The organism is Rahnella perminowiae, from assembly GCF_019049695.1.
Lineage (GTDB): Bacteria > Pseudomonadota > Gammaproteobacteria > Enterobacterales > Enterobacteriaceae > Rahnella > Rahnella perminowiae.
This window is the reverse complement of the sequence record NZ_JAFMOT010000185.1, coordinates 76,946-94,906: the sequence shown is the minus strand read 5'-3', so window position 1 is coordinate 94,906 and position 17,961 is coordinate 76,946. Positions and strand designations below refer to the sequence as shown.

The 17,961-nt window shown below is 52.9% G+C and carries 12 protein-coding genes and 1 other RNA gene; 7 read left to right on the top strand and 6 right to left on the bottom strand.

Annotated elements, in window-relative coordinates; translation table 11 throughout:
* The first annotated feature begins 13 nt into the window (after positions 1 to 13).
* The 3 genes from rpsI (at position 14) to sspB (ending at position 1,881) form a co-directional block, all read left to right on the top strand.
* A complete protein-coding gene (gene rpsI, locus J1781_RS19700; RefSeq protein ID WP_013577238.1) occupies positions 14 to 406 on the top strand; it encodes a 30S ribosomal protein S9 in 393 nt (130 codons plus the stop codon).
* 335 nt (positions 407 to 741) lie between these two features.
* On the top strand, positions 742 to 1,383 hold the full coding sequence (gene sspA, locus J1781_RS19695; RefSeq protein WP_129954717.1) for a stringent starvation protein SspA: 642 nt from the start codon (positions 742 to 744) through the stop codon (positions 1,381 to 1,383).
* A 3-nt stretch (positions 1,384 to 1,386) separates the two neighbouring features.
* On the top strand, positions 1,387 to 1,881 hold the full coding sequence (gene sspB / locus J1781_RS19690) for a ClpXP protease specificity-enhancing factor (RefSeq protein WP_129954716.1): 495 nt from the start codon (positions 1,387 to 1,389) through the stop codon (positions 1,879 to 1,881).
* A gap of 272 nt (positions 1,882 to 2,153) precedes the next feature.
* Here the strand turns inward: sspB and J1781_RS19685 are convergent, their stop codons facing one another.
* Together J1781_RS19685 and gltB are read right to left on the bottom strand one after the other, a co-directional pair.
* Positions 2,154 to 3,572, bottom strand: a complete 1,419-nt coding sequence (locus tag J1781_RS19685; RefSeq protein ID WP_129954715.1) for a glutamate synthase small subunit — start codon at positions 3,570 to 3,572, stop codon at positions 2,154 to 2,156.
* Between the two features lie 9 nt (positions 3,573 to 3,581).
* Positions 3,582 to 8,039 carry a glutamate synthase large subunit gene (gene gltB / locus J1781_RS19680; RefSeq protein WP_217138170.1) on the bottom strand — a complete coding sequence of 1,486 codons (4,458 nt, stop codon included), beginning with the start codon at positions 8,037 to 8,039 and terminating at the stop codon, positions 3,582 to 3,584.
* Between the two features lie 871 nt (positions 8,040 to 8,910).
* Between gltB and arcB the strand changes: the two genes are divergently transcribed.
* Positions 8,911 to 11,250, top strand: coding sequence for an aerobic respiration two-component sensor histidine kinase ArcB (arcB, locus tag J1781_RS19675; RefSeq protein ID WP_217234054.1), 2,340 nt, complete (start codon positions 8,911 to 8,913; stop codon positions 11,248 to 11,250).
* An 895-nt stretch (positions 11,251 to 12,145) separates the two neighbouring features.
* Positions 12,146 to 12,868 (top strand): monofunctional biosynthetic peptidoglycan transglycosylase, encoded by a 723-nt coding sequence (gene mtgA / locus J1781_RS19670; protein ID WP_217234053.1) that lies wholly within the window; start codon positions 12,146 to 12,148, stop codon positions 12,866 to 12,868.
* Between the two features lie 63 nt (positions 12,869 to 12,931).
* Here the strand turns inward: mtgA and dolP are convergent, their stop codons facing one another.
* From dolP to J1781_RS19650, 4 genes are all read right to left on the bottom strand, one after another.
* The gene (dolP, locus tag J1781_RS19665; RefSeq protein ID WP_013577231.1) at positions 12,932 to 13,507 is read right to left on the bottom strand and encodes a division/outer membrane stress-associated lipid-binding lipoprotein; all 576 of its coding nucleotides are present in this window, start codon (positions 13,505 to 13,507) and stop codon (positions 12,932 to 12,934) included.
* A gap of 9 nt (positions 13,508 to 13,516) precedes the next feature.
* Positions 13,517 to 14,107, bottom strand: coding sequence for a DnaA initiator-associating protein DiaA (gene diaA / locus J1781_RS19660; RefSeq protein ID WP_013577230.1), 591 nt, complete (start codon positions 14,105 to 14,107; stop codon positions 13,517 to 13,519).
* 30 nt (positions 14,108 to 14,137) lie between these two features.
* Positions 14,138 to 14,506, bottom strand: a complete 369-nt coding sequence (locus J1781_RS19655; RefSeq protein WP_129954711.1) for a YraN family protein — start codon at positions 14,504 to 14,506, stop codon at positions 14,138 to 14,140.
* A 65-nt stretch (positions 14,507 to 14,571) separates the two neighbouring features.
* Positions 14,572 to 16,608 (bottom strand): penicillin-binding protein activator, encoded by a 2,037-nt coding sequence (locus J1781_RS19650; RefSeq protein WP_217156589.1) that lies wholly within the window; start codon positions 16,606 to 16,608, stop codon positions 14,572 to 14,574.
* 61 nt (positions 16,609 to 16,669) lie between these two features.
* On the opposite strand from J1781_RS19650, the gene rsmI reads away from it, so the two are divergent.
* The gene (gene rsmI / locus J1781_RS19645) at positions 16,670 to 17,539 is read left to right on the top strand and encodes a 16S rRNA (cytidine(1402)-2'-O)-methyltransferase (protein ID WP_129954709.1); all 870 of its coding nucleotides are present in this window, start codon (positions 16,670 to 16,672) and stop codon (positions 17,537 to 17,539) included.
* A 25-nt stretch (positions 17,540 to 17,564) separates the two neighbouring features.
* Positions 17,565 to 17,943: RNase P RNA component class A (gene rnpB, locus J1781_RS19640), an RNA gene on the top strand.
* Positions 17,944 to 17,961: the final 18 nt, after the last annotated feature.

The following is a 17,961-nucleotide window of genomic DNA, read 5'->3' as shown; positions in this document are numbered from 1 at the left end:
GGGATTATAGGCAATGGCTGAAAATCAATACTACGGCACTGGTCGCCGCAAAAGCTCCGCCGCTCGTGTTTTCATCAAACCGGGTAGTGGTAACATCGTAATTAACCAGCGTAGCCTGGAACAGTACTTTGGTCGTGAAACTGCCCGCATGGTAGTTCGTCAACCACTGGAACTGGTCGACATGGTTGAGAAATTCGACCTGTACATCACCGTTAAAGGTGGTGGTATCTCCGGTCAAGCTGGTGCTATCCGTCACGGTATCACCCGTGCACTGATGGAATATGACGAAAATCTTCGTGGCGAACTGCGTAAAGCAGGCTTCGTTACCCGTGATGCTCGTCAGGTTGAACGTAAGAAAGTCGGTCTGCGTAAAGCACGTCGTCGTCCTCAGTTCTCCAAACGTTAATTTTCTGCTGCTTTTGCAGCTCAGTGCTTCGGCACGAAAATCAGCGTCAAAAACCCGGTGTTTCACCGGGTTTTTTTATGTCTTTTTTTCGGTAATTGCGGAAGAAAATGATCTCCTGACACACAATTCGCCATGAAATCGTTTCACCGTGCCCCACAGCCTGCGTAAAATCTGGTAAACTATCACACACTTTTGTACCTGTTCGCCGAGCAGTTGACGTTGCCGCGCTTCCTGGCTGGGTTCGCCTTGCCGATGGTTGTCTATGAAACTACGGGACAAAAACTGCAGGCTGGCGATAACTCGCTGTAATATTCTAGATAAACTTGGAGGTTTTCATGGCTGTCGCTGCCAACAAACGTTCGGTAATGACGCTGTTTTCCGGCCCGACCGACATTTTTAGCCATCAGGTACGTATCGTACTGGCGGAGAAAGGTGTCAGTGTCGAGATCGAGCAGGTTGAGATGGATCACCTGCCGCAGGATCTTATTGACCTCAACCCTTACCGCACTGTACCGACGCTGGTTGATCGTGAACTGACCCTGTTCGAATCCCGCATCATCATGGAATATCTTGATGAGCGCTTCCCGCATCCGCCGCTGATGCCGGTTTATCCGGTTGCCCGTGGTGAGAGCCGTCTGATGATGCACCGCATCGAAAATGACTGGTATTCGCTGATGCGTCAGATCGAGCAAGGTTCGGCAAGCGAAGCCGATGCCGCGCGTAAGCAATTGCGTGAAGAGCTGCTGGCTATTGCGCCAATCTTCTCATACATGCCTTACTTCAAGAGCGAAGAGTTCAGCCTGGTTGATTGTTACCTGGCTCCGCTGCTGTGGCGTTTGCCGGAACTGGGTATTGAACTGGCAGGTGCCGGTTCTAAAGAGCTGAAAGGTTATATGACTCGCGTCTTCGAACGAGATGCTTTCCTGGCTTCCCTGACCGAAGCAGAGCGCGAAATGCGTTTGCATACCCGAGGTTAAGGTATGGAGATGACCGACATGTCTCCGCGTCGCCCCTATCTGCTGCGGGCTTTTTATGACTGGTTGCTCGACAACCAGTTAACCCCGCATCTGGTGGTTGACGTAACGATGCCAGGCGTGATGGTGCCGATGGAGTTTGCGCGTGACGGACAAATTGTCCTGAACGTTGCGCCGCGTGCTGTCGGCAATCTCGAACTGGGTAACGATGACGTACGCTTTAATGCCCGTTTTGGTGGCGTACCGCGTAACGTGTTTGTACCAATTGCCGCTGTTCTGGCGATTTATGCCCGCGAAAACGGTGCCGGTACCATGTTCGAACCGGAACCAGCTTATGAAGCCGAAGGTGCCTTTGAGGGTGATCTGAGCGCTGATGAGCCGGCAGAACCGACGATGTCAGTCATTGATGGCGATTTGCCCGATGTGGCTGAAGAAGATCCGAACGATGAGCCGCCAACGCCGCCACGCGGTGGTCGTCCGGCACTGCGCGTAGTGAAGTAACAACCCACTCACTCCGGTTCCGTGCTTAAACCCTGCGTTGTTACGCGGGGTTTTTTATTGCCTTCAGTCCGCTGACTTCTCCTTCCGGCAGTGCAGATTTGCTGTGTCATCATTGAACACGTTATTCGCTTGAACCGAAGCTGAGCCTGACGCTATGAGGATATTCGACGAATAACCGGCAGAAAAGGGGGATGTCATGAGGAATTCTTTTGAGTTATGCGTAAAAAAGGTCTGCCAACCATTGTTAGCAGACCTTTTTATGAGGCGATGGATCAGACTTCGAGGAAGTTCATGATGCCTTCTGCTGCTTTACGGCCTTCAGCAATAGCGGTCACCACCAGATCGGAACCGCGAACCGCATCGCCACCGGCGAAGATTTTCGGGTTGCTGGTCTGGAAGGCATTGTCGCTGCCTTCCGGTGCCACGATACGCCCCTGGGTATCCAGCTCAACGTCGTGGGCTGCCAGCCATTCCATTTTATGAGGACGGAAACCAAATGCCATCACCACGGCATCGGCTTCCATTACATGTTCGGAACCCGCCACGATTTCAGCACGACGACGACCATGAGCATCCGGTGCGCCCAGTTCAGTACGCGCCATGCGTACACCACATACGCGGCCAGAATCATTCAGTTCGATGCTCAGCGGTTGCAGGTTGAATTTGAAATCAACCCCTTCTTCGCGCGCATTCTTCACTTCACGACGTGAGCCCGGCATGTTCTCTTCATCACGACGGTATGCACAGGTCACGTGAGTAGCACCCTGACGGATTGAGGTACGCACGCAGTCCATCGCGGTATCACCCCCGCCCAGCACCACAACGCGTTTTTTATCCATGGTGACGTAAGGCTCTTCCTGACTGTCGGCATAACCCATCAGTTGCTTGGTATTGGCGATCAGGAACGGCAGGGCATCGTAAACGCCCGGTGCATCTTCATTCGCCAGACCACCGCGCATTGACTGATAAGTCCCGACGCCGAGGAACACAGAATCGTATTCCGCCAGCAGTGCATCAATGGTGACGTCTTTGCCGACTTCAGTATTGAGCTGGAACTCGATACCCATCTCAGTGAAGATTTCACGACGTTTGGTCATCACCGATTTTTCCAGCTTAAAGGCCGGGATGCCGAAAGTCAGCAAGCCGCCGATTTCCGGATGGCGATCGTAAACCACCGCTTTCACACCGTTGCGGGTCAGGACATCAGCACAGGCCAGACCCGCCGGCCCTGCGCCGATAATCGCCACGCGTTTGCCGGTTGGCTGTACGTGAGACATATCCGGACGCCAGCCCATCTCAATGGCTTTATCGTTAATATAGCGTTCGATGTTACCGATGGTCACTGCACCGAACTCATCGTTCAGGGTGCAGGAACCTTCGCACAGACGATCCTGCGGGCAAACACGCCCGCAGACTTCCGGCAGGCTGTTGGTCTGGTGCGCGAGATCTGCCGCTTCCATGATGCGGCCTTCGTTCGCCAGCTTCAGCCAGTTCGGAATATAGTTATGTACCGGACATTTCCATTCACAGTAAGGGTTACCGCACGACAGACAGCGGTCTGCCTGTGAGGCGGCTTGCGTCGCTGAGAACGGCTCATAAATTTCCACAAACTCAATTTTGCGGATCTTCAGCGCTTTCTTAGGCGGATCAACACGCTGTAAGTCGACAAATTGATAAACGTTTTGACTCATCTTAACCTCTTACTGCGCTTGTACCCGCAGCTCAGCTGCGGAACGACTACGGTGACCCAACAATGCTTTGACATCACTGGACTTCGGTTTTACCAGGGCAAATTTAGGCGCCCACTCCGGCCAGTTCGCCAAAATCTCTTCACCACGGGTCGATGCGGTCAACTGTACGTGTTCGATGATCAAACCGCGCAGATGCTCTTCATGGATAGCCAGATCGGCCACTTCCAGCACTTCAACCAGTTCCGGGTTAACACGTTTGCGGAATTCGCCATCTTCATCAAGGACATAAGCGAAACCACCGGTCATGCCTGCGCCGAAGTTGACGCCGGTACGGCCGAGCACACACACAATACCACCGGTCATATATTCACAGCCGTTATCACCGATGCCTTCTACCACAGTGATAGCACCGGAGTTACGGACAGCGAAACGCTCACCCGCACGGCCTGCCGCAAACATTTTGCCACCGGTTGCACCATACAAACAGGTGTTGCCGATGATGCTGGCTTCGTGGCTGCGGAACGCAGAACCGATTGGCGGGCGGATAGCAATACGGCCACCGGCCATGCCTTTGCCCACATAGTCGTTTGCATCGCCGGTCAGCATTAAATCTACGCCGCCAGCGTTCCAGACGCCGAAACTCTGGCCCGCGGTGCCATTGAAGTTAATGCGCACCGGATCAGCCGCCATACCCTGATCACCGTGTTTCTCCGCAATCGCCCCGGACAACATGGCACCCACTGAACGGTCAGTGTTGCGGATATCAAAGTAGAACGCTTTGCTCTGCTTCGAATCGATATGGGGTGATGCCTGTTCCAGAATGTCTTTATTCAGCTGACCCTTATCGAATGCCGGGTTGCTTTCTGTGCAGTACACAGATTTACCTTCATGCGGCGTGGCCGTTGCCAGTATCGCAGAAAGGTCGAGATTGTTTTGCTTGGCGGTGAAGCCGTCCAGCTCGGTCAGCAGGTCGGTACGGCCAATCAGGTCCACCAGCTGGCTGATGCCCAGTTCGGCCATGATTTCACGGGTTTCCTGGGTAATGAAGCGGAAGTAGTTCGTCACACGTTCCGGCAGACCGTGATAATGGTTGCGACGCAGTTTTTCATCCTGAGTTGCCACGCCCGTTGCACAGTTGTTCAGGTGGCAAATACGCAGGTATTTACAACCCAGCGCCACCATCGGGCCAGTCCCGAAACCAAAGCTTTCTGCCCCCAAAATCGCTGCCTTGATGATGTCGAGGCCGGTTTTCAGGCCGCCATCCACTTGCAGACGAATTTTGTGACGCAGCCCGTTCGCCACCAGCGCCTGTTGTGTTTCCACCAGCCCCAGTTCCCACGGACAGCCGGCGTATTTCACGGAAGACAGCGGGCTTGCGCCGGTGCCGCCATCGTAGCCAGCGATCGTGATGAGATCGGCGTAGGCTTTTGCCACGCCGACGGCGATAGTGCCGACGCCCGGTTCAGAAACCAGCTTCACCGAAATCATTGCTTTCGGGTTGACCTGTTTCAGGTCGAAAATCAGCTGCGCCAGATCTTCAATGGAATAAATATCGTGATGCGGCGGTGGAGAAATCAGGGTTACGCCCGGCACGGAATAACGCAGTTTCGCGATGTACGGCGTCACTTTGTCCCCCGGCAACTGGCCGCCTTCGCCTGGTTTTGCACCCTGCGCCACTTTGATCTGAATAACATCGGCATTCACCAGATACGCCGGTGTTACCCCGAAACGACCTGATGCAACTTGCTTGATACGGGACACTTTATTGGTACCGTAACGCGCCGGATCTTCGCCGCCTTCCCCGGAGTTAGAACGTCCGCCGATGCTGTTCATCGCCTCGGCCAGAGATTCATGCGCTTCCGGGCTCAGTGCGCCGATAGACATTGCAGCCGTATCGAAACGGGTAAATAAACCTTCCGCCGGTTCAACCTGATCAACAGGGATCGGCTGGCCTTTAGGCGTGACTTTCAGCAAGTCGCGCAGTGTGGCCACCGGACGTTCGTTAACCAGTTTGGCGTATTTCTTATAATCGTCGTAATCACCGCTGTTGACGGCAGTTTGCAGGGTAGTGACCACGTCCGGGTTATAGGAATGGTATTCGCCACCGTGGACAAACTTCAGCAGACCGCCCTGATCCAACGTTTTGCGTTTCAGCCATGCGCGTTTGGACAGGTTCAGCAAGTCCTGTTCGAAGTCGCTGTAACCGGCACCGCCGATACGGCTGACGACGCCGTTGAAGCAGGTGTTGCACAGATCTTTCGCCAGACCGACCGCTTCAAACAGTTTAGAGCAACGGTAAGAGGCAACGGTTGAGATGCCCATTTTGGACATGATCTTGTACAGGCCTTTATTGATGCCGTTACGGTAATTCAGCATCACTTCACGGTATTTCTTCTCGATGACCTGCGAGTCAACCAGTTTTGCCAGCGTTTCGTAGGCCAGATACGGATAAACCGCTGTGGCACCGAAACCAATCAGCACGGCGAAATGGTGCGGGTCACGGGCGCTGGCCGTTTCAACAATGATGTTGGCATCGCAGCGCAGGCTTTTCTCAACCAGACGCAACTGTAGCGCACCGACGGCCATGGGCGCAGGCAGCGGCAGACGGTTCGGGGCGATGTTGCGGTCAGACAGCACCAGCAGAACCGCGCCGTTACGCACTTTCTGTTCGCCTTCGTCACAGAGTTTCTGGACGAACTGCTCCATATTTTGTTCGGTCGGATCGTACGTGATATCCAGTGTTTCAGCGCGATAATGCTTGCTGTCGAGCGTGGTCAGCTGTTTAAAGTCAGACCACAGCAGGATTGGCGATTTGAAGCTCAGGCGGTGAGCCTGACCTTCGGCTTCGCAGAACACATTCATCTCACGGCCAATGCTGGTCGCCAGAGACATCACGTGGGCTTCACGCAGCGGATCGATTGGCGGGTTGGTGACCTGCGCAAACTGCTGGCGGAAGTAGTCATACACGATACGCGGACGGCTGGAGAGCACGGCAAATGGCGTATCATCGCCCATGGAACCGACGGCTTCCTGACCGTTTTCACCCAGCACGCGGATGATCTGATCGAGTTCTTCACTGCTGTAGCCGAACTGCTTCTGGAAGGTTTCGAGTAACGAATCTTCCAGCTCGCGGCTGCCCACCTGATCTTCCGGCAGGTCTTCGAACGGCACCAGACGCTGGACGTTTTTCTCCATCCATTGTTTGTAAGGGTGACGGCCTTTCAGGTCGTTATCGGTTTCAGCGGAGTGATGAATTTTGCCACTGCGGGTGTCGATCACCATCAGCTCGCCCGGTCCGACGCGGCCTTTTTCGACCACTTCATCAGGCTGGTAATCCCAGATGCCAACTTCAGAGGCACAGGTGATCAGCTTGTCTTTGGTGATGACATAGCGCGCAGGGCGCAGCCCGTTACGGTCAAGGTTACAGGCGGCATAACGACCATCTGACATTACGATGCCGGCAGGACCGTCCCACGGCTCCATGTGCATGGAGTTAAAATCGAAGAACGCGCGCAGGTCGTCGTCCATGTCCGGGTTTTGTTGCCAGGCTGGCGGCACCAGCAAGCGCATGGCGCGCAGCAAATCCATCCCGCCTGCCAGGAACAGTTCGAGCATATTATCCAGCGAGCTGGAATCCGAACCGGTTTCATTCACGAAAGGTGAAGCATCTTGCAGATCAGGGATCAGCGGCGTTTTGAATTTATACGCACGGGCACGTGCCCACTGGCGGTTACCGGTGATGGTGTTGATTTCACCGTTGTGCGCCAGATAGCGGAAAGGCTGAGCCAGCTGCCAGCGCGGTACGGTGTTGGTCGAGAAACGCTGATGGAACAGGCAGATGGCCGATTCCAGGCGCAGGTCGGCCAGATCTAAATAGAAGCGTGGCAGATCCGCCGGCATACACAGGCCTTTATAGATCGTGACCACGTTGGAGAAACTGCAGACATAGAAGTCTTTATCCTGAATGCGTTTCTCAATGCGGCGGCGCGCCATATACAGGCGACGCTCCATGTCACGCGGACGCCAGCCGGCGGGCGCGTTGACAAAAATTTGTTCGATGCGGGGCAGGGAGGAAAGCGCGATTTCACCAAGTACGTCCGGATTAGTCGGAACGTCACGCCAGCCCACCACGGACAGCGTCTCGTTTTGCAACTCTTCTTCAACAATGCGGCGGCTTGCCTCCGCTTCTTTTTCATCTTTGCTGAGGAACAGCATGCCAACGGCATAGTTTTTCGCCAGACGCCAGCCACGTTCTTCGGCAATCATGCGGAAGAAGCGGTCAGGTTTCTGTAAATGAAGGCCACAGCCGTCGCCGGTCTTGCCGTCAGCAAGGATCGCACCACGGTGTTGCATACGGGCCAGTGCGTGGATCGCAGTACGCACGACCTTATGGCTAGGTTCGCCTTCTATATGGGCGATCAGGCCGAAACCACAGTTGTCCCTCTCTTGGGATTTATCGTACAACATTACGTGAACCTCCCCAGGCTCTGCGAGACTCTCACACCAATCGCGAGCGGGCTTATACACAGAGGTTTATCCGCAATTTCGCGCACTCTTGCGGTGCGTTGATTGCCCGGACATCTCCGTCAAAGTCCTCTCGTGATGGTTCTCACAAGTGGTGGTTGACTTGTTTTAATGAGGGAGTCTTCAATTACTGCATAAATATGACGAGTTGCTCACCCGTCGAGATTGCTTCCAGCGGACTCCCAACTTAGCGAGAAAGCACAGACAGGTCAAATGGCGATTTAAGTTATATTAAAAGTGATATAAAGCGATTTAACTTATTGAAATATATTTAATTTATGGTGTTTTTATTGGCGTATTTTCGATAGGGTCATGCCCGTAAAGTGTGAGCTGACTCACTATGGGGAAAGCGTAAGATCTCCGCACCATGCTGGCAGGGGCGTAATTACCAGTATTTTATACTGGAAAATGCTGTGCACATGCGGTTTGTCACTGTTTTTAACCTGACAGTAATAATGTGTTAGTCGCGGGTTTGTAATAAGAATTATTCATACTGCCAGGAGTGACTTTATTTGCAGTAATAATGAATAGTTATGCCTGTGCGAAATACGCCGGCAGGGAAGATATTCGGAGGATAAAAGGAAAAAATGTTAGCCGGACGGCAGTTGGCGATGCTTGCGGCCTGATAAAGCCAGCCGATATTAATAATATCACCGCAGATAATAGTCAATACTCTGCCCCCCTTACCTGCATTGCACCATGACAAGCCCCTGCAAGGTGCATCTCGCAAACTTCACGTTCAATTTATGCCCTGCCATCACGCCGGGGAGGTTTTGCGGTATGATTCAGAGGACTTCGTTTTAAGGGAAACGTTATGAAGCAAATCCGGGTTTTAGCGCAGTATTATGTCGATCTGATGGTCAAGCTGGGGCTGGTGAGATTTTCACTGTTGCTGGCATCTGCGCTGGTGGTGCTGGCAATGATTGTCCAGATGGCGGTCACTATGCTCCTGCGCGGGCAGGTTGAGAGTATCGACGTCGTTCGTTCCATCTTCTTTGGTTTGCTGATTACGCCCTGGGCGGTTTATTTCCTGTCGGTGGTGGTTGAACAGCTTGAAGAGTCACGTCAGCGTTTAGCGCGTCTGGTCGATAAACTGGAGGAAATGCGCCACCGCGACCTCGAACTGAATCAGCAACTCAAAGACAATATCACCCAGCTGAATCAGGAAATCGCCGACCGTGTGAAAGCGGAAGAAGCACGTCTGGCGGTGGTCGATAAGCTGAAACTTGAAATGCAGCACCGCGAACAGGCGCAAATCGAACTGAGTCAGCAATCTGCATTATTACGCTCTTTCCTCGATGCCTCGCCGGACCTGGTGTATTACCGTAACGAAGACAAAGAATTCTCCGGCTGTAACCGTGCGATGGAACTGCTGACCGGCAAAAGTGAGAAGCAATTGATCGGCCTGACGCCCAACGATGTTTACACGCCGGATATCGCCGAGAAAGTGGTTGAGACTGACGAGAAGGTTTTCCGTCACAATGTTTCCCTGACTTACGAACAATGGCTGGTCTATCCGGACGGACGTAAAGCCTGCTTTGAATTGCGCAAAGTGCCGTTTTATGACCGCATCGGCAAGCGGCACGGGCTGATGGGCTTCGGACGCGATATTACCGAGCGTAAGCGCTATCAGGACGCGTTAGAGAATGCCAGCCGTGAGAAGACCACCTTTATCTCAACGATCAGCCACGAGCTGCGTACTCCGCTTAATGGCATCGTCGGGCTAAGCCGCATACTGCTCGATACTGAACTGGATAAAGAACAGCACAGCTACCTGAAAACTATCCATGTCAGCGCCATCACCCTCGGTAATATCTTCAACGATATTATCGAAATGGATAAAATCGAACGCCGCAAAGTGCAGCTTGATAACCAGCCGGTCGATTTTACCGAATTCCTGACTGATCTTGAAAATCTTTCCGGCCTGCTGGCTCAGCCGAAAGGGCTGAAATTTATCATGGAGCCTGATCTGCCGTTGCCGCGCAGTATTACGACGGACGGCACGCGTCTGCGCCAGATTTTATGGAACCTGATTGGCAACGCCGTCAAATTTACCCGCGAAGGTCAGATTGTACTGAGCGTGCATTATGAGCCGAACGATATGCTGCGCTTTGTTGTGCGCGATTCCGGTCTGGGGATCCCGCAGGATGAGCAGGACAAAATCTTCGCCATGTATTATCAGGTAAAAGATCGCAACGGCGGTAAACCGGCAACCGGTACGGGTATCGGACTGGCGGTGTCAAAACGTTTGGCGCAGGCGATGGGCGGCGATATCACCGTCAGCAGTGTGCCGGGGCAGGGCTCCTGCTTTACGCTGACTGTCCGCGCACCGATGCTGGATGCACCGGCTGATCTGGCCGGTGACGAAGAAGACATGCCGTTACCGGCGCTGCATGTGCTGCTGGTCGAAGATATCGAGCTGAACGTGATTGTGGCGCGTTCGGTGCTGGAGAAGTTAGGCAACAGCGTTGAAGTGGCGATGAACGGCCATGATGCGCTGGAGATGTTTGATCCCGACGAATTCGATCTGGTGCTGCTGGATATTCAGCTACCGGACATGACCGGACTGGATATCGCCCGTAAGCTGCGTACCGATTACGCCGGGCAATCTCTGCCGCCGCTGATTGCCCTGACAGCAAACGTGCTGAAAGACAAAAAAGAGTATCTTGATGCGGGAATGGATGATGTGCTGAGCAAGCCGCTGTCTGTTTCCGCACTGACCACGATGATTCAGCAGTTCTGGGATCATCAGCCTGACGTTTGCGTATTGGAAAAGGAGCCTGTAGTGATGAAAGACAGCGAATTGTTGCTTGATACCGCCATGCTCGAGCAGTACATCGACCTGGTCGGGGCGAAACTGATTTATCAGAGTGCGGATATGTTTGAAAAAATGATGCCGGGCTATCTGGCTGTGCTGGATTCCAACATGACCGCGCGCGATCAGAAAGGGATTGCCGAGGAAGGCCACAAAATCAAAGGTGCGGCCGGTTCCGTTGGCCTGAAACATTTACAGCAACTGGCACAACAGATCCAGACCCCGACGCTGCCTGCCTGGTGGGATAATGTTCAGGAATGGGTTGATGAGCTGAAGGCTGAATGGCGCAATGACATCAAAGTATTGCGTGACTGGACGTCAAACGCTGAAAAAAAATAACCCCAGCCGAGGCCGGGGTGCGCGAATACTGCGCCAACACCAGGGAAAGAGGTAACCCACGATAGTTTTTAGGGTTTGGTTTTCGCAGGTCTTGGAATTCAGTTTTAAAGTCTAATACATCCTGTAGCAATCAACATAACAAATATAAGCAAGGCTGTTACAACATTCATTAAAAACTGTGATGTAGATTAGTCTTTGTCTATACAAAACATCAAGCCTTTATCGCAGGATTTTTCACAGAATACAAATGAAGCCTGTTGATGTTGTATCGGCGACATGCAATTTTGCTTATGGAACTGAACACGAGCAGACTGTTTTACCGGCGGATTTGCGATATGCTCGTTTCTGAAACCGGTTCTATAAAATCTAAAATAATGTATAACCCTTTGTAATATCTGTTTTTATGTCGAATTTTAACGAGCTGACTTTTCGGAAGCCCCAAGCGACCTGAAATTTATGTTAAATGAAAAAATTTCACTTAGGTTGATGCATTTTTTATCTGATAAAAAGTCATCCGGGATGCTGATTTTTATACATTACGGGTAATTTATTTGACTTAGTGCATCTGTTCGCCCATGAATAATCGATGAGAATTGATTCACTTTTGTCAATCTTAATCATAAATTTTACTAACGTATTTTTCGCGGATTAGGTTACAAGTATTTTACTTTTTTGCTTAAAAATTATCCATCGTGAAAAAAGTAAGCATTTCAGGCTATTTGCCGGAACTCCTTGATGGCAGTAGTTTAATTGGAATTAACTGGGCTGAATGTAAGTAAAAGTTTCATTGTTATTGCTGAGTTGTTAGCAATATTGTTCACCATTTCGCTAGCCTGATCTTGCAGGTTATTATTGAGATTGATTAGATGGTCGGATGTGTTGTGGAAAGCGCCAAATGAATAAAATGACTCGAAAGAGCGGGTTGCGGTTGCCGCTGTTATGGATGAAACGCGCAATCCTGCTTTTACTCAGCTTATGGATAACGGGCATCCTTCTTTTTTCTTTTATACCCGTGCCTTTTTCTGCCGTGATGGTGGAACGACAGATTTCCGCGTGGTTTACCGGTGATTTTGGCTATGTTGCTCATTCGGACTGGGTGCCAATGCGTGAGATTTCCGCGCCCATGGCGCTCGCGGTAATGGCAGCAGAAGATCAAAAATTCCCGACCCATTGGGGATTTGATGTCGATGCTATTCAGTCGGTGCTGGATAAAGACGGCGGAAAAATGCGGGGGGCTTCCACACTGTCCCAGCAGACCGCTAAAAACCTGTTTTTGTGGGACGGGCGCAGCTGGGTGCGTAAAGGGCTGGAGGCCGGCCTGACGGTGGGCATTGAAACCGTATGGACAAAACGTCGCATTCTGACGGTGTACCTGAATATTGTGGAGTTTGGCGACGGCGTCTTTGGCGTCGAGCAGGCTGCGCAGCATTTCTTTCATAAGCCAGCCAGTCGCCTGACCGCTTCTCAGGCTGCGTTACTGGCGGCCGTGTTGCCGAATCCGCACCTGTTCAAAGTCAACGCGCCTTCCGCGTATGTCATTCGCCGTCAGCAATGGATACTGCGCCAGATGAGCCAGCTCGGCGGGGAGTCTTTTCTGCAAGAACATAAACTTCATTAGTACGGGTCATTAACGCAAAAAAGGACAGCACGCAGGCTGTCCTTTTTGTTATCACGCACTGAATTATTTGACGTAGGTAAATGCCGTAGTGACGTGTTTAACGCCGCTCACGCCAGCAGCAATCCCCGCCGCAGATTTACCTTCTTCCTGCGTCACCAGACCCAGCAGGAATACTTCGCCGTTTTCGGTAGTGACTTTGACGTTAGATGATTTAACCGAATCACTGGTCAGCAGCTGAGAACGGACTTTGGTGGTGATCCACGTGTCCATAGACGCTGTGCCCATGCTGACCGGTTTACCGGTACGGATTTCGTTATACACTTCCGTTGCGCCTTCAACACCCATCGCAATTTGTTTGGCGCGTGAGGCCATATCCGCCGTCGGTGCCTGACCGGTTAACAGGACTTTACCCTGATACGCTGTCGCCACGATACGGGCTTCGTCTTTCAGTTGTTTATCTTTGCTCACCGCGTTAGAAACACGGGCTTCCAGCGTGCTGTCATCAACCTGCGTACCGACCGTACGTGGGTCAGTCGTTGTTTTTGTTGCGACGCCAGCTGCACCAACTACCGCAGCGGCGACACAGCCTTGTAACAGAAGGGCGCTTAACAATACTGCAAAGAGAGGACTCGCCTTCATGTGATCTCCTTAATCGTCCTGGTGTGGGAACAGCGTGTTATCTATCAGGTCACAGAGACAGTTAACTGTGAGCATATGCATTTCCTGAATGCGGGCGCTGCGATGAGACGGAATACGGATCTCAACATCATGAGGCCCCAGTAAACCCGCCAGTTCGCCGCCGTCATAACCTGTTAATGCGACAATAGTCATATCACGGGTTACCGCTGCTTCAACGGCTTTGACAATATCACGGCTGTTGCCGCGGGTAGAAATGGCCAGCAGAACATCACCCGCCTGACCTAAGGCGCGCACCTGTTTAGCATAAATTTCTTCATGCAGACGATCGTTGGCAATCGCAGTCAGCACAATGTTATCTGCACATAATGAGATTGCAGGAAGGCTCGGTCGTTCAGTTTCAAAACGATTAATCAGACTGGCGGAAAAATGCTGTGCGTTTGCCGCAGAGGTGCCGTTGCCGCAGCACAGAATTTTATTGCCGTTGAGCAGCGATTGCACCAGCGTCATCGCGGCGCGGGAAATCGCGTCAGGCAAAGCTTCTGCCGCCGCAATCTGAGTTTGGATACTTTCTGTAAAGCAGACTTTGATTCTATCCAGCACGGGTTGTCGTCCAGTCAGTCGTCGTAATATTTATTCCGCATTGAAGGCATCACGCAGCCATTCTACCTGGCTGCCGGTGATGGCAAAAACATCAAAACGGCAAGATGATGTGTCAAAGCTTGCATTCTTTCCTGCAAGCCAGAAAGACGCAGCGCGTAACAGGCGCTGCTGTTTTTGAACCGTTACGCTGGCCGCTGCGCCACCAAAACTGGCGTTGCGCCGGTAACGAACTTCAACAAACACCCAGGTTTGCTGGTCATGCATAATCAGGTCAATTTCACCGGCACGGCAGGCCACATTGGCCGCCACAAAGGTTAACCCGGCTTTTTCGAGATAGCGCCGTGCAAAGGCTTCGTATTTATCGCCGCACGCCCGCGTCTTTGACAAAAAAGGCTTCATCAGTACGTCCTTGTACCTGTAATCGTTGAGAATTCCGATCTCAGTCATGCTGTTTCAGTTTTCTCTTAAGAAGAAACTGGCACCAGCGAGCCCTGGCGGTATTGCAGCCATGGCAATTTACGGTGGATGACACAGTTGCCATTGGCACTCAAATCTCCGGTGCTGCCGGAAACCTGGAAGCCAGGCAATGTGCGCATCTGGGAGAAGTGATTCGCCAGACTCCACGCATCGATACCCATCGCATAGAGACGAACCAGTGAATAATCGTTACCAAATTTCGCGGCTGCCTGCTGCATCAGCGCCGGGTTACCGCCTGCCAGCAACGGAATATCGCTAAACTGTACGCCTTCCATTTCCAGACGGTAGTCCGGCCCGGCACCTGCCTGGTAGCTACGTGAACTGGCATAGACTGCCGGATGTGAACGGCCATTTACGGCAAGATCCAGCATCGGTTTGATCAGCGTCAGTTCACTTTGTGTCGCGACAACGTAGACGGAATCCACCGCCCCCCCGGTACTGCCTTGCGTAATCTGTGCATCTGTTGGCGGTGCCGGGATAGTAATGCCACCAATAGTCACGCCCTGCGCTTGTGCTGGCGCGGCGGCATCACTGGCGATGACCGGCGTACCCGTCAGGCGGATACCGCTGCCGATAGAAGAACGTAATTCACCGGCTGAACCGAGACCTTGTTTCAGCACGGTTTGGCCGCCCAGTTTCTGCCATTCATTAGCAAAAGCCTGTGCGATACGGTCGCCGAAGTTGCCACGCGGCACCAGTAACAGCGGCATACGTTTCTGCTCAGACCACATGTGGCGCGCAGCATCCTGTGCCTCGTCTTCCGGCGAGAGCGCAAAGTAACAGATATTCGGGCTGTTTTTCTCAGTTTCTGGCTGATTGAGCGCTAAAACATTCAGCGGGGTCTGATCAGAAGAGAGTTCATTCACCTGATCTTTCAGCAGCGGACCGACAACCAGCGTTGCGCCATCCTGCTGAGCCTGCGTCAGAAGTGCGGCCAGCGGCTGACCATTAGTGTCATACACTTTCACCTGCGCATTACTGCTGGCAACGGGGGCCGCCGCCGGCGTTGCGGCCGGCTGGGCCGGTGAAGGATCGGTCTGCGCCGGGGTGTTTTGTGCGCCGGCATCCGGTGCGGAGGTACTGACGGCCGCGTTCGGGTCAGCCGGTACCTGCGGTTGTGCGTTAGCATCCGCCGTGGCTGCCTGCGGCGCCGGCTGGCTGATCTGACCGTTCATGGCCGCATTAAAGCCCTGCTGAATGGCATTCCCGTAAACTTGTGCCGGGCCGCTCATCGGCAGGAACAGTGCAATTTTGCCGGTTGAGGCAGGCTGGAAGGTCAGCACATTATTAAGCTGAGTTGGCAGACTTTTCGCTGCCGGATTCACCGGATAACGACGTTGCCAGTCTTTAATCCCGGCTTTCAGCAAATCAGGATCCTGTTTGTTGCTTTGCCATACGCTGAGTAAATCCAGCCATCCCTGCAACGTATTTTCATCAGCATTGATCACGATGCTGCTGACGTCCTGCGGGGACAGCTGCGTCAACGCCATCCAGGTGTGGTCAATATTGTCCTGATGTGGCTGTCCTTGTAACAGCGATTCCTGTGCGATATAGGCGCGGATCACGCCGAGGCTGGTGCGTCCCTGGCTGGCATCGATTTGCGCCTGATAATAACGGGCTTTCTGATCGTTGGTCAGACTGTGAGGGTCGAGCTGGCTCAGGCTGGTGGCGGCTGCCGGATAATTTTTCAGCGCAACCTGCACTTCTGCACTGGTCAGTTGCTGCTCGACGGTTTGAGCGGCGGTCAGATTTTGCGGTACTTTAGCCAGTTGCTCCGCCGCCTGAGGCGCTTTGCCTTCGCGTATCAGGGCACGCACTGCAAGCAATTGCCAGTCAGCCTTGTTATCATCACTGCTTTGCTGCGCCTGCTGCAAATAATAGTCAGAGCTGCCGGACGCTGCACCCTGGACACTTTCTGTCGGTGCCTGCGGCGCCTGGCCAGAACAGCTGGCGAGAAGCATCGCCACGATGATGGCAGGGAGTAAACGTCCCGAACGGGTACGAAAGGTCATTGAGGAAGGCATTCAGTTTCCAGTGATGTTTTTTTAAGATGCTCAATATTAAATCGGCAATCCGGATGAAACAATGAATCAAGACGATCAAGCAGATATTTCTGCCTCAACGCTGTATATCGTACCGACGCCAATTGGCAATTTAGGGGATATTACCCAACGCGCGCTGGCCGTACTGAACAGTGTCGATTTGATTGCTGCAGAAGATACCCGCCATACCGGATTGCTGCTGCAACATTTCGCGATCACCGCAAAAATGTACCCGCTGCATGACCATAACGAACAGCAGAAAGCCGAGCATTTACTGGCGAAATTGCAGGAAGGCCAGACCATTGCGCTGGTCTCGGATGCCGGTACGCCGCTGATTAATGACCCCGGTTATCATCTGGTGCGTCGCTGCCGCGAAGCCGGTATCCGCGTGGTGCCGTTACCCGGTGCCTGTGCGGCGATCACCGCCCTTTGTGCGGCGGGTTTGCCTTCTGATCGTTTCTGTTACGAAGGGTTTCTGCCCGCTAAAACCAAATCCCGTAAAGATACGTTGCAGTCACTGATTGAAGAACCGCGCACGTTGATTTTCTATGAATCAACGCATCGTTTACTCGACAGTCTGCAGGATATGGTCGAAGTGTGGGGGCCTGAGCGGTATGTGGTGCTGGCGCGTGAACTGACCAAAACCTGGGAAAATATTCACGGTGCGCCTGTCGGCGAGCTGCTGGCCTGGGTGCAGGAGGTCGAAACGCGCCGGCGCGGCGAAATGGTGCTGATTGTTGAAGGCCATAAAGTGGATACCGAAGCGTTACCGGCAGAAGCCCTGCGTACTCTGGCGCTTTTGCAAAAAGAACTGCCACTGAAAAAAGCTGCCGCGCTGGCCGCTGAAATCCACGGTGTGAAGAAGAATGCGTTGTATAAATACGCGCTTGATGAGCAAGAGGGTGACAAATAGGGCGTAATACCCTATTATCCGCCGCGGAGTTGACCAGACAGTCGCCGCTTCTTTGCCGTCCCTTTCGGGGGAGACAGAAGGAGGGGAGGAAAGTCCGGGCTCCATAGGGCAGGGTGCCAGGTAACGCCTGGGAAGCGCGAGCTTACGACAAGTGCAACAGAGAGCAAACCGCCGATGGCCCGCGCAAGCGGGATCAGGTAAGGGTGAAAGGGTGCGGTAAGAGCGCACCGCGCGGCTGGCAACAGTTCGTGGCATGGTAAACTCCACCCGGAGCAAGGCCAAATAGGGGTTCACATGGTACGGCCCGTACTGAACCCGGGTAGGCTGCTTGAGCCAGTGAGCGATTGCTGGCCTAGACGAATGACTGTCCACGACAGAACCCGGCTTAACGGTCAACTCCACTCCATTGAAAACAAAAGCGG

Coding starts and splice junctions, on each gene's coding strand:
- rpsI (WP_013577238.1), top strand. CDS start 14: ATGGCTGAAAATCAATACTACGGCACTGGTCGCCGCAAAAGCTCCGCC.
- sspA (WP_129954717.1), top strand. CDS start 742: ATGGCTGTCGCTGCCAACAAACGTTCGGTAATGACGCTGTTTTCCGGC.
- sspB (WP_129954716.1), top strand. CDS start 1,387: ATGGAGATGACCGACATGTCTCCGCGTCGCCCCTATCTGCTGCGGGCT.
- J1781_RS19685 (WP_129954715.1), bottom strand. CDS start 3,572: ATGAGTCAAAACGTTTATCAATTTGTCGACTTACAGCGTGTTGATCCG.
- gltB (WP_217138170.1), bottom strand. CDS start 8,039: ATGTTGTACGATAAATCCCAAGAGAGGGACAACTGTGGTTTCGGCCTG.
- arcB (WP_217234054.1), top strand. CDS start 8,911: ATGAAGCAAATCCGGGTTTTAGCGCAGTATTATGTCGATCTGATGGTC.
- mtgA (WP_217234053.1), top strand. CDS start 12,146: ATGAATAAAATGACTCGAAAGAGCGGGTTGCGGTTGCCGCTGTTATGG.
- dolP (WP_013577231.1), bottom strand. CDS start 13,507: ATGAAGGCGAGTCCTCTCTTTGCAGTATTGTTAAGCGCCCTTCTGTTA.
- J1781_RS19655 (WP_129954711.1), bottom strand. CDS start 14,506: ATGAAGCCTTTTTTGTCAAAGACGCGGGCGTGCGGCGATAAATACGAA.
- J1781_RS19650 (WP_217156589.1), bottom strand. CDS start 16,608: ATGCCTTCCTCAATGACCTTTCGTACCCGTTCGGGACGTTTACTCCCT.
- rsmI (WP_129954709.1), top strand. CDS start 16,670: ATGAATCAAGACGATCAAGCAGATATTTCTGCCTCAACGCTGTATATC.